We start from the raw sequence: 11,731 nt of genomic DNA, 5'->3' as shown, positions 1-11,731 counted from the left end.
AGCCGTTAAGACATGCCTAATTTCTTTATCGATCGCCCTATATTTGCGTGGGTGATCGCCATTATCATCATGTTGGCAGGGGGCCTCGCGATCCTCAAACTGCCGGTAGCGCAATATCCAACGATTGCGCCGCCCGCAGTGACGATCTCCGCGACTTACCCTGGCGCTGATGCGAAAACCGTGCAGGACACGGTGACGCAGGTTATCGAACAGAACATGAACGGTATCGATAACCTGATGTACATGTCCTCAAACAGTGACTCCACGGGTACCGTGCAGATCACCCTGACCTTCGAATCCGGTACGGATGCAGATATCGCGCAGGTTCAGGTGCAGAACAAGCTGCAACTGGCCATGCCGCTGCTTCCTCAGGAGGTTCAACAGCAGGGTGTGAGCGTTGAGAAATCATCCAGCAGCTTCCTGATGGTTGTGGGCGTCATTAACACCGACGGCACCATGACACAGGAGGATATCTCTGACTACGTTGCGGCGAACATGAAAGACGCCATCAGCCGTACGTCAGGTGTGGGTGACGTGCAGCTGTTTGGTTCGCAGTACGCGATGCGTATCTGGATGGACCCAACGAAGCTGAACAACTTCCAGCTCACGCCAGTGGATGTGATTAACGCGATCAAAGCGCAGAACGCCCAGGTTGCGGCCGGTCAGCTTGGCGGTACGCCGCCGGTGAAAGGCCAGCAACTGAACGCCTCCATCATCGCACAAACGCGTCTGACCTCTACGGAAGAGTTCGGTAAAATTCTGCTGAAAGTGAACCAGGACGGCTCCCAGGTTCGCCTGCGCGATGTAGCAAGAATTGAACTGGGCGGTGAGAACTACGACATCATTGCGAAGTTCAACGGACAGCCTGCGTCTGGTCTGGGGATCAAGCTGGCGACCGGTGCGAACGCGCTGGATACCGCAAACGCCATCCGTGCAGAACTGAAGAAGATGGAACCGTTCTTCCCGTCAGGGATGAAGATCGTTTACCCGTATGACACCACCCCGTTCGTGACGATCTCCATTCACGAAGTGGTGAAAACGCTGGTAGAAGCCATCATCCTCGTGTTCCTGGTCATGTACCTGTTCCTGCAAAACTTCCGCGCGACGTTGATTCCGACAATCGCGGTGCCGGTGGTGCTGTTGGGGACATTCGCCGTGCTTTCGGCGTTCGGTTTCTCGATAAACACGCTAACAATGTTCGGGATGGTGCTCGCCATCGGCCTGTTGGTGGATGACGCCATCGTGGTGGTAGAGAACGTTGAGCGTGTAATGTCCGAAGAAGGATTGCCGCCGAAAGAAGCCACGCGAAAATCAATGGGCCAGATTCAGGGCGCGCTGGTGGGGATCGCAATGGTGCTGTCAGCGGTATTTATCCCGATGGCCTTCTTCGGCGGGTCTACAGGGGCTATTTATCGTCAGTTCTCCATCACCATTGTGTCCGCAATGGCGCTGTCAGTGCTGGTGGCATTGATCCTGACGCCAGCCCTGTGCGCCACCATGCTTAAGCCGGTTGCCAAAGGCAGCCACGGGTCAACCAAAGGTTTCTTTGGCTGGTTCAACAACATGTTCGAGAAGAGCACGCACCACTACACCGACAGCGTAGGCAACATCCTGCGCAGCACCGGTCGTTATCTGCTGCTCTATCTGATCATCGTGGTCGGCATGGCTTACCTGTTCGTTCGTCTGCCAAGCTCCTTCTTGCCGGACGAGGACCAGGGGGTCTTCCTGAGCATGGCGCAGCTGCCAGCGGGCGCAACCCAGGAGCGTACGCAGAAAGTTCTCGATGAGATGACCGACTATTATCTCACCAAAGAGAAAGATAACGTTGAATCCGTCTTTGCGGTTAACGGCTTTGGTTTTGCTGGTCGTGGTCAGAACACCGGTATCGCGTTCGTCTCGTTGAAAGACTGGGCCGACCGTCCGGGGGATGAGAATAAAGTCGATGCGATCACCGGTCGCGCGATGGGCGCATTCTCCCAGATTAAAGATGCGATGGTGTTCGCCTTTAACCTGCCAGCGATTGTCGAACTGGGTACGGCAACGGGCTTCGACTTCCAGTTGATTGACCAGGGCGGCCTCGGTCATGAAAAACTGACGCAGGCGCGTAACCAGCTGTTTGGCGAAGTTGCAAAACACCCGGATCTGCTGGTCGGCGTTCGTCCGAACGGTCTGGAAGATACGCCGCAGTTCAAGGTCGATATCGATCAGGAAAAAGCGCAGGCGCTGGGTGTTTCCATTAGCGATATTAACACGACGCTGGGCGCAGCATGGGGCGGCAGCTATGTGAACGACTTCATCGACCGTGGTCGTGTGAAGAAAGTTTACGTCATGTCTGAAGCGAAATACCGTATGTTGCCGGAAGATATCGGAAACTGGTATGTGCGCGGTAGCGATGGTCAGATGGTGCCGTTCTCGGCCTTCTCCTCCTCGCGCTGGGAATACGGTTCACCGCGTCTGGAGCGCTATAACGGTCTGCCTTCAATGGAAATCCTCGGCCAGGCGGCACCAGGTAAGAGTACCGGTGAAGCAATGGCGATGATGGAAGAGCTGGCAAGCAAACTGCCATCCGGCATCGGCTACGACTGGACCGGGATGTCTTATCAGGAACGACTGTCCGGCAACCAGGCGCCTGCCCTGTACGCCATTTCACTGATCGTGGTCTTCCTGTGTCTGGCGGCGCTGTATGAGAGCTGGTCTATTCCGTTCTCCGTTATGCTGGTGGTGCCGCTCGGGGTTATCGGCGCGCTGTTGGCGGCAACCTTCCGTGGCCTGACCAACGACGTTTACTTCCAGGTGGGCCTGCTCACAACCATTGGGTTGTCGGCGAAGAACGCGATACTTATCGTCGAATTCGCCAAAGACTTAATGGATAAAGAAGGCAAAGGTCTGATAGAAGCAACGCTGGAAGCGGTACGTATGCGTTTACGCCCGATCCTGATGACGTCTCTGGCGTTTATCCTCGGTGTTATGCCGCTGGTTATCAGCTCTGGCGCAGGTTCCGGCGCGCAGAACGCTGTGGGCACCGGCGTAATGGGCGGGATGGTCACCGCAACGGTTCTGGCTATCTTCTTCGTTCCGGTCTTCTTTGTGGTGGTACGCCGCCGCTTTAGTCGCAAGAGCGAAGACATTGAGCACAGCCATTCGGTAGAGCATCATTGATTCATCTCCTGTGAAAAGGCCGCGCAAGCGGCCTTTTTTCTGGATAAAAATCATAAAAAGCGCTTATTGTTAGTTTGTTTATTCACCGTAGAATAAATAAGACATATAATCCCCAGCGTGCTAAAGGCTATTCTTAGAGAGTCTGGTCATTTCTTATTTTTTCCGTTAATTAAGAAATCATTAAGATTATTCCTGGTATATCGTGAGTGTAACAGCCTTCTTAACAATCGTCGTTAGCACAAATGACGATAACTCAATGATTGCAAAAACAATAAAAAGATCGCCTCATTTCAGGCATCGTCTTTTACGGTTAAAATGTAAAATTGCGTTGGGGCAACATACTTTTACCTAATTGTAATTTTTCGTAATAGGACGATGAAATCTTTTTTAGAGTGGATTATAGTTAAAACATCAGGAGAAGAGCGCAAGTTCCAGGTCAGTTAGTTGTATCCATCCCGAAAGGTGTTCGGTTAGTTCAAGCCACTAAGAAGGGGATGCGTTATGGATGAGTACTCACCCAAAAGACATGATATCGCACAGCTTAAATTTCTCTGTGAAACCCTGTATCATGACTGTCTTGCAAACCTTGAAGAAAGCAACCACGGTTGGGTTAATGACCCTACTTCGGCAATCAATCTTCAGCTCAATGAACTGATAGAGCATATTGCAACCTTCGCACTTAATTATAAAATTAAGTATAATGAGGACAATAAGCTGATTGCACAGATAGATGAATATCTGGATGACACCTTTATGTTGTTCAGCAGTTACGGCATTAATGCGCAGGATCTGCAAAAATGGCGAAAATCAGGAAACCGCCTGTTTCGCTGCTTCGTCAATGCCACCAGGGCGAATCCTGTTAGCTTGTCATGTTAAAAATTATTACAATCATAGGTAAGATTTATGTCCGATAAACCATTAACGAAAACAGATTATTTGATGCGTTTACGACGCTGCCAGACAATAGACACGCTGGAACGTGTAATAGAGAAAAATAAATATGAATTGTCTGACAATGAATTGGCTGTATTTTACTCAGCAGCAGATCACCGTCTTGCAGAATTGACGATGAATAAGCTCTACGACAAGATTCCCACCTCCGTGTGGAAATTCATTCGCTAATTTTTGCATAACGCTATGGAGAATACGTTCGTTCTGCCTGACTGAGGGTTTCCCTGTATTTACCGTTAATTCCTATTTTACGTCTCGTGATTTAGATCACATCAAGGTAACGGGAACGTTCCCTTAAAAGGCGTTGCGCTTTACTGTACTGCGGCAGTTAATCCACAAACAGAAGAGTGCATAATGAGCGAAGAAAAGCAGAAGATGATTGCCGGTGAGTTATATTGCCCGGCCGATGAGACATTGCGCAACGACCGCCTGCGGGCGCGCCAGTTGCTTCATCGATACAACCACTCCGCACCGGACGAGAAGAATGCGCGACAGGCTATTCTGAGCGACCTGCTAGGCCAGAGCGACGGTGCGTATATTGAGCCCTCCTTCCGCTGTGATTACGGTTACAATATTTACCTCGGCAAAGCATTTTACGCTAACTTCGACTGTGTGATGCTGGATGTCTGCCCGATTCATATCGGCGACAATTGTATGCTCGCGCCTGGCGTGCATATCTATACGGCGACGCACCCGCTGGATGCCACAGAACGCAACAGCGGTAGGGAACTGGGTAAACCTGTAACCATCGGGAATAATGTCTGGATCGGCGGTCGCGCCGTGATTAACCCTGGCGTCACCATTGGCGACAACGCCGTTGTCGCATCGGGCGCCGTCGTGACCAAAAGCGTTCCGGCCAACGTTGTGGTCGGTGGAAATCCCGCGCGAATCATTAAAACGCTGTAAAGCGAATTGTAACTGTTATGATAAATTGTGGTTAATCTGTTACTTTTTTCATGAAGTTCGCCCTTCTAAAATGGGCTGTTCCCTGAATGTTACAGAAATCACAAAGGCAAATGATGACAGAAATACAGCGCCTGCTGACGGAAACGATTGACGATCTCAATGCTCGCGAGAAACGCGACAACAGACCGCGTTTCAGTATTAGTTTTATTCGCAAACATCCGGGGCTGTTTATTGGCATGTATATCGCCTGGTTGGCCACGCTGGCCGTCATGCTGCAATCAGACACGCTGGTGGATTCAGTGTGGCTGCTGGTCGTATTATTCGTCCTGTTGAATGGTTTTTTCTTTTTTGATGTCGCCCCGCGTTATCGCTACGAGGATATCGACGTGCTGGATTTCAGGGTTTGCTATAACGGAGAATGGTATAACACGCGCTTCGTTCCTCCTGCGCTGATCCACGCTATTCTTCAGTCACCGCATGTTGGCAGCGACCAGAAAGCACAATTACAGAAGATGATAACGCGTAAAGGCGAACTCTCTTTCTACGATGTTTTCACGCTCACTCGCACAGAAACAAGCCACTAGTTTTCTCACTGTTGCAGATGTAAAAAGTGCGTACCGTCCCTGGCACGCACTGTAGTCCCTGCAATGTTGGCAAATCATTAACGTCTTTTTTTACGACCCTGCACCGCTTTAAAACGTGGATTGGATTTGCAGATCACATATAAACGCCCTTTGCGTTTAACTATCTGGCAGTCCGGGTGCCGCTGCTTTGCGCTACGCAATGAATTCAGTACCTGCATCTTATCCTCGCTTAGCGCCAATAAAATTTCCGAAACGTTTCTGGAAACGTGCTGCGCTGCCTTCGTTATCAAAGGTTTTTTGTTTTCCGGTGTAATAAGGGTGTGATTTAGAAGACACCTCAATGGTGACATACGGATAGGTCACGCCCTCAAGCTCAATCTCACGCTCGGTTTTGATCGTTGACCCCACCTTAAAGTATTCATTCGCACTGGTATCGTGGAACACCACGGTGCGATAGGCAGGATGGATATTCGGTTTCATGACAGCCTCAATATTATGTTATAACGTAACAATAAAATACGCCGCAAATTGCCGCTTTTCAACCCTCATAATGATGTGGTTATCCTTCAACATTGTACGTTTTAAGTCGAAACAAGCCCTTATTGAGCCAGAAAGAGCAAAAGCAGTTAGAATAACGTGATTAAACGAAGGGCTTTTTTACGTTCAGATATACTCGCCATATGCTGCATCAATAAGGATATCACCGTGACAACACGACATTTGGTCAGCCTGGTCACAGGGGTGCTCATTCTGTCTGTCCTTGCCCCTGTTGGATTAAGCCTCTGGCTCGCTCATCGCCAGGTTGAAAAGAAATTTATTGAGGAACTTAACGTCTATTCATCACGCGTAGCCTTACGCGCTGACAAAGTTGCCTCCCAGAGCAAACTGGCGTTAGACCAGCTAAACGCCTTTCGCGGTACGCCTTGTAGTAATGCGCATTTACTGACAATGCGCCGAATATCTTACAGCCTACGCTACATTCAGGAAGTGCTATACCTCGACCAAAATATGCCTGTTTGCTCATCGCTGGAGCAAAAAAGCGCCCCCTTCGTTTTCCCCAAACCGGAAAAGATCACCCTGGACGGCTACCGCATATGGCTTACCTCGCAAAATGATTTAGGGCTCAAGCGCTTTATGGTCGCTGTGGGTAAAGGACACTATGTGGTCATGATGGACCCCGCCTCCTTCATTGATGTGATCCCATTTAGTTCATGGCATATTGATGCCGCTATTATTGGCGAAGCAAATAACATCGTGGCCGCCAGTAGCAATCGGCTCGATCCCGACATTATTCGACAATTGCAGCAGTCGCCCGGTCAATACCGGGAAGATCGCAACAGTGTCTACACGATTCAGCGCTCTCCTGAAATGAACATCGCCATCGTGACCTGGGCCTCCACGCTGCCGCTACAAAAGAACTGGTATCGCCAGGCTTTTACCTGGCTGCCGCTGGGGATGATGGCGAGCCTGCTGGCGGCGGCGTTTATTCTGCGCATTCTTCGCCGCTTACAATCACCACGCCACCGTTTACTGGACGCCATCCATAACCGTGATATTAAGGTGCATTATCAGCCGATTATTTCGCTGAGTAGCGGGAAGATAGCAGGCGCGGAAGCGCTGGCTCGCTGGCCGCAAACCGACGGCAGCTACCTTTCGCCGGAAATGTTTATTCCCCTCGCAGAACAAACGGGGCTTTCCGAACCGCTCACCCACCTGATTTTAGAGACCGTTTTTGAGGAGATGGGAACATGGCTGCGACAACACCCTGAGCAGCACATTTCTATCAATATTGAGGCAACGACCCTTGCGTCAGAGAAACTTCCGGTACATCTCAGCCAGTTGCTTAACCGGAGTCAGATTTCACCGTCGCAAATCGCGCTGGAGCTGACCGAGCGTGAGTTTGCCGATCCCAAAACCAGCGCGCCAGTCATTGCCAGATACCGCAAAGCCGGTCACGCGATTTATCTTGATGACTTTGGCACCGGCTATTCCAGTCTTTGCTACTTACAGAATCTGGACGTGGATATTCTGAAGATCGACAAGTCCTTTGTTGATGCGCTGGCCTACAAAAATGTGACGCCGCATATTATTGAAATGGCGAAAACGCTGAAGCTGAAAATGGTGGCGGAAGGTATTGAAACGACGCATCAGGAGGACTGGTTACGCCAGCACGGCGTGCAGTATGGTCAGGGATGGCTTTACAGCAAAGCGCTGCCCGCCGCAGAATTTATTTTATGGGCGGAAAAACGGATTTAGAATGGGGACGGCTGGCGGCACGCCGCACAGCCTGTCGCTTCAGTCATCCAGAATGGGAGAAAATCCGCCGTAAATCATGCGCTTGCCATCAAAAGGCATGGCATCGCCAAACTCTTTCATTCGTGGATCTGACATCATTTTCTGATTCGCCGCGTCGCGAACCTCTTTCGAAGGGTATTCAATCCAGCTAAACACCACCTCTTCGTGATCTTCCGCTTTTACCGCCATGCGAAAGTCGGTCAATTTGCCGTCCGGCACATCATCAGCCCAACACTCAACGACGCGTAACGCCCCAAACTCTTTAAAGAGAGGAGCCGCTTTTGCCGCCATTTCCCGATACGCCTCCTTGTTTTCAGCAGGTACGGCAACCACAAAACCATCAACATACTTCATGAGAAAAACCTCCGAAGCGTACTGCGCGGCAAGCCAATTCTGGCCGCGTCAGTCGTTGTTAAGTCTAGTCGCCATCGCGTTACTCTGCTGTGGGCGAATGACGAACCCGAATGCGTGCCCGGGGTTGATAGCGAAACCACGGCAAGCAGATCTGAATCAGCGGCCCGATAGCCAGCGCATACAATACCGTACCGACGCCCAGCGTCCCCCCCAGCAACCAGCCGCTCAGCAATACCGAAACTTCAATCGCCGTGCGGATGGCGCGTATCGACCAACCGGTGCGCGCGTGAATCCCGGTCATCAGGCCATCTCGCGGGCCTGCGCCGAAACCGGCCCCAATATACATGCTGGTCGCCAGCGCGTTGATCACTACAGCGGAGATCAACAGAACACTGCGGACAAGCAACGACTCAAAAGCGGGCAGTACGGCCAGCGCAACATCCGCCGCCAGCCCAATAACGATTACGTTGCTGATGGTGCCAAGGCCCGGGCGTTGACGCAGCGGAATCCACAGTAATAACACCAGCACGCCAACGGCGATAATCACCATGCCAATGTTCATTGACAGCAAATTCGCCACGCCAAGGTGGAAAACGTTCCACGGATCGGCCCCTAAGTCCGCACGCACAAACATTGCGGTCGATACGCCATAAAGAGCCAGACCGGTATACAGTTGAATCAGACGACGCAGCATTCTTCCATTCTCCCCGTTCAGATACCTTTCATCTTCACCGCAATTGGCACTATGATTAATGTCCAGTTTTAAAAAAGTGGACTGCTATGTCATCACGCCGCTATGGAAGCCAGTCTCTTCAGCGCCTGCTTGGGCACTGGCAGGAGACTCCCTCACGTACTCCTGTCTGGCGTCAGCTGGCGGAGGCCCTGCGCCTGCTGATTCTTGATGGCCGACTGGCGCTCGATAGCCGACTGCCCGGCGAACGCGAACTGGCCGCCGTATTGAAGATCAGCCGAACAACCGTCGCCAGCGCAATGGCGCAACTTCGGGAAGAAGGCTATCTGGAAAGCCGTCAGGGTAGCGGCTCGCGGGTGATCTTACCGGATGCCATCCACCCTGTGCCCACGCGCGGCGGAGCCAATATGGCATTGGATCTCTCTACCGCCGCGCTCAGCGCAGGCCCTGAAATTCACCAGGCTTACCAGCAGGCGCTTTGCGCAATGCCGCAGCATCTGCTGAGTTCCGGGTATCTGCCGCAAGGTCTGCTCTCTTTACGTGAATCTATCGCCCGGCACTATTGCGAGCGCGGCTTGCCAACCCGCCCTGATGAAATCATGGTGGTCAATGGCGCCGTGAGCGGGCTGGCGCTACTCCTGCGACTCCTGACGGGCCCGGGCGATCGCGTAGTGGTGGATCACCCGACCTACCCGCTCGCAATCGCCGCGATTCAGGGAGCCTCCTGTCGCCCCGTTGGCGTCTCATTGCCCGAACAGGGTTGGGACACCGCCGGTCTGATGGCGACCATTGCGCAAACCGCGCCGAGAATGGCTTATCTGATGCCGGATTTCCATAATCCCACCGGGCGCTGTATGGATGCCGCCACGCGGCAAGCGGTCGCGGATATTGCCGCCAGAACGCATACCACGCTGGTTGTGGACGAGACGATGGTTAATTTGTGGTACAACGCCCCGCCGCCGCCCCCGCTCGCACATTACAACGCCGACGCGCCGATTATTATGCTGGGATCGGCAGGAAAAAGTTTCTGGGGCGGGTTGCGTCTGGGGTGGGTTCGCGCCTCATCACGGACAATCGCCGCGCTGGTACAAACCCGGGATACGTTTGATTTAGGATCGCCGGTACTGGAGCAGTTAGCGACCGGCTGGCTGCTTGATAATGCCGCCAGCTTTCTTCCTGACAGACGGCAGTTGCTGTCCCAACGACGCGACTTGTGTTGTGAACTGATGCACGCGCATTTTCCTGAATGGCGCTTCAGGCAGCCGCAGGGCGGGCTCTCTTTTTGGGTGGAGTTACCCGACACGCTGGCCACGCTCTTTGCAACGCGCGCCGAAAGCGAAGGGATTCAACTGGGCACCGGTACGCGTTTTGGTCTCGCGGGTGCGTTTGATCGTTTCTTACGTATGCCGTTCACCCTGCCGGATGAAACACTGCGATCGGCTTTTCAGACATTACAGCCGATATGGGACAACCTGCGCTCACAAAACAGCGCAGGGAAAATACGCAAAATTATCTAATATGGCCTGTCATCGTCGTTTTATTGCTGGCGTGGGACGGGGAAACCTTTCAGGGAAATAATGAAGTTCTCGCCGTCTTTCTTTATTTTTGCCCCGGCATCGCACCAGTCGGAGGCAATACGAAAGAATTCATCACTACCAACATTCCAGTTAAGACGAACATGCTTCACATAGCCGGAACGCAGTAATTCGCAGGCTTCGCCATAATTACTGGCGATTGAGAGTTGTTGTTTCATTTTTTCTTCTTGAGTAATCTGCGTAATGCTTTGATTTCTTTAGGAGTAAGCGGCTCATCCACGGATTCTTCCGTATGCTGACTGTCGATATCACTCGCCGAGACTCCCGCCTCTTCTGCGGCCTCAAATGCAATCAGCAGCAGTTTTTCTGTGGTGATACTTAAGTTCTCATTATTTGCTTCGGCATAATGGCGAAGCTTCTCTTTTAACGTCTCATCGATTTTGACATTTAGTACAGCAGTAGCCATCGTAAAGAGTCCTTGTAAACAGGCAAAACACGTCGTGTGCGACACAGCTATCGTCACCGCGTGAATATCAGGGCACAAACTGATTAATAACGTCCCGATAACACTCTGCCAGCATTTGATGACAAAATAATGACGTTAATATGACAAGAGGAGGAAAATGAAGAGGTTGCCGGACGGCAGAATTGGGTGGGGGCCCTGCCAGCTACATCCCGGCACACACGTCATCTGCTCTGGCTGCTTCCTTCCGGACCTGACCTGGTAAACAGAGTAGCGTTGCGGGAGAACCAACAGAGCCCCCATTGAGAGCGTTGTTAACCAACGCGCAGGCGCATTATCACTGCTGGCCCCTGTAAATGCAACCCATCCAACATCGGATGCTGTTTTCTTGCGCAATGAGACTTCACTCCCCGGCGGTTCACGATTATGCTGGGAGATTATCGCAGGAATGAATGATGGACAGACAAGACACTTTCCCCCAACGCGTCTGGCAAATCGTGGCCTCAATCCCCGAAGGGTTTGTCACGACTTATGGCGACGTCGCCCGCCTCGCCGGTTCACCTCGTGCCGCGCGTCAGGTCGGCGGCGTATTAAAACGATTGCCGGAAGGCAGCACACTCCCCTGGCATCGGGTCGTGAATCGTCATGGCGCCATCTCCCTGACCGGGCCAGACCTGCAACGCCAACGTCAGGCGTTACTGTCAGAAGGCGTGGTGGTCTCGGGGAGTGGGCAAATCGATATGCAACGATATCGCTGGATTTATTAACCCTCTCCGGCCGGAGAGGGTTGTCC

13 protein-coding genes, 1 other RNA gene and 1 pseudogene are annotated in these 11,731 nt (G+C 52.1%); 8 read left to right on the top strand and 7 right to left on the bottom strand.

The window, feature by feature from the left end; genetic code table 11:
* Nucleotides 1-12 precede the first annotated feature (12 nt).
* The 5 genes from acrB (at nucleotide 13) to OGX80_RS04200 (ending at nucleotide 5,600) form a co-directional block, all read left to right on the top strand.
* The gene (gene acrB, locus OGX80_RS04220) at nucleotides 13-3,159 is read left to right on the top strand and encodes an efflux RND transporter permease AcrB (protein WP_012133513.1); all 3,147 of its coding nucleotides are present in this window, start codon (nucleotides 13-15) and stop codon (nucleotides 3,157-3,159) included.
* Between the two features lie 501 nt (nucleotides 3,160-3,660).
* Nucleotides 3,661-4,035, top strand: a complete 375-nt coding sequence (tomB, locus tag OGX80_RS04215; RefSeq protein ID WP_012133514.1) for an Hha toxicity modulator TomB — start codon at nucleotides 3,661-3,663, stop codon at nucleotides 4,033-4,035.
* Between the two features lie 27 nt (nucleotides 4,036-4,062).
* A complete protein-coding gene (gene hha / locus OGX80_RS04210) occupies nucleotides 4,063-4,281 on the top strand; it encodes a hemolysin expression-modulating protein Hha (RefSeq protein ID WP_002892050.1) in 219 nt (72 codons plus the stop codon).
* 183 nt (nucleotides 4,282-4,464) lie between these two features.
* The gene (gene maa, locus OGX80_RS04205; protein ID WP_047458424.1) at nucleotides 4,465-5,016 is read left to right on the top strand and encodes a maltose O-acetyltransferase; all 552 of its coding nucleotides are present in this window, start codon (nucleotides 4,465-4,467) and stop codon (nucleotides 5,014-5,016) included.
* A gap of 113 nt (nucleotides 5,017-5,129) precedes the next feature.
* Nucleotides 5,130-5,600 (top strand): YlaC family protein, encoded by a 471-nt coding sequence (locus tag OGX80_RS04200; protein WP_115182353.1) that lies wholly within the window; start codon nucleotides 5,130-5,132, stop codon nucleotides 5,598-5,600.
* Nucleotides 5,601-5,677: 77 nt separating this feature from the next.
* On the opposite strand, the gene ykgO is transcribed toward OGX80_RS04200, so the two are convergent.
* Both ykgO and OGX80_RS04190 read right to left on the bottom strand, forming a co-directional pair.
* Nucleotides 5,678-5,818, bottom strand: a complete 141-nt coding sequence (gene ykgO, locus OGX80_RS04195) for a type B 50S ribosomal protein L36 (RefSeq protein WP_003859006.1) — start codon at nucleotides 5,816-5,818, stop codon at nucleotides 5,678-5,680.
* A gap of 1 nt (nucleotide 5,819) precedes the next feature.
* Entirely contained in the window at nucleotides 5,820-6,080 is a 261-nt protein-coding gene (locus OGX80_RS04190; RefSeq protein WP_012133519.1) for a type B 50S ribosomal protein L31, read from the bottom strand.
* Between the two features lie 225 nt (nucleotides 6,081-6,305).
* On the opposite strand from OGX80_RS04190, the gene pdeB reads away from it, so the two are divergent.
* Nucleotides 6,306-7,856, top strand: a complete 1,551-nt coding sequence (pdeB, locus tag OGX80_RS04185; RefSeq protein ID WP_115181895.1) for a cyclic di-3',5'-guanosine monophosphate phosphodiesterase PdeB — start codon at nucleotides 6,306-6,308, stop codon at nucleotides 7,854-7,856.
* Between the two features lie 39 nt (nucleotides 7,857-7,895).
* On the opposite strand, the gene OGX80_RS04180 is transcribed toward pdeB, so the two are convergent.
* A complete protein-coding gene (locus OGX80_RS04180; RefSeq protein WP_012133521.1) occupies nucleotides 7,896-8,249 on the bottom strand; it encodes a DUF1428 domain-containing protein in 354 nt (117 codons plus the stop codon).
* Between the two features lie 79 nt (nucleotides 8,250-8,328).
* Nucleotides 8,329-8,943, bottom strand: a complete 615-nt coding sequence (yczE, locus tag OGX80_RS04175; RefSeq protein WP_115181896.1) for a membrane protein YczE — start codon at nucleotides 8,941-8,943, stop codon at nucleotides 8,329-8,331.
* 86 nt (nucleotides 8,944-9,029) lie between these two features.
* Here yczE and yczR point away from each other — a divergent pair, with 86 nt between their 5' ends.
* Nucleotides 9,030-10,457: a MocR-like transcription factor YczR gene (gene yczR, locus OGX80_RS04170; protein WP_104868984.1), complete on the top strand. Its 1,428-nt coding sequence runs from the start codon at nucleotides 9,030-9,032 to the stop codon at nucleotides 10,455-10,457.
* Nucleotides 10,458-10,477: 20 nt separating this feature from the next.
* Here yczR and OGX80_RS04165 read toward each other — a convergent pair whose 3' ends face one another.
* From OGX80_RS04165 to ffs, 3 genes are all read right to left on the bottom strand, one after another.
* Complete coding sequence (locus OGX80_RS04165; RefSeq protein WP_012133524.1) at nucleotides 10,478-10,693, bottom strand: hypothetical protein; 216 nt, start codon at nucleotides 10,691-10,693, stop codon at nucleotides 10,478-10,480.
* Nucleotides 10,690-10,941 (bottom strand): hypothetical protein, encoded by a 252-nt coding sequence (locus OGX80_RS04160; RefSeq protein ID WP_012133525.1) that lies wholly within the window; start codon nucleotides 10,939-10,941, stop codon nucleotides 10,690-10,692. Before OGX80_RS04160 ends, OGX80_RS04165 begins: the two co-directional genes overlap by 4 nt.
* 193 nt (nucleotides 10,942-11,134) lie before the next feature.
* Nucleotides 11,135-11,231: signal recognition particle sRNA small type (gene ffs, locus OGX80_RS04155), an RNA gene on the bottom strand.
* A gap of 84 nt (nucleotides 11,232-11,315) precedes the next feature.
* Between ffs and OGX80_RS04150 the strand changes: the two are divergent.
* Nucleotides 11,316-11,705 (top strand): annotated as a pseudogene (locus tag OGX80_RS04150) (MGMT family protein).
* Nucleotides 11,706-11,731: the final 26 nt, after the last annotated feature.

Source organism: Citrobacter sp. CK194 (genome assembly GCF_030333395.1).
GTDB lineage: Bacteria > Pseudomonadota > Gammaproteobacteria > Enterobacterales > Enterobacteriaceae > Citrobacter_B > Citrobacter_B koseri.
This window is presented reverse-complemented; position numbering and strand designations above follow the sequence as displayed.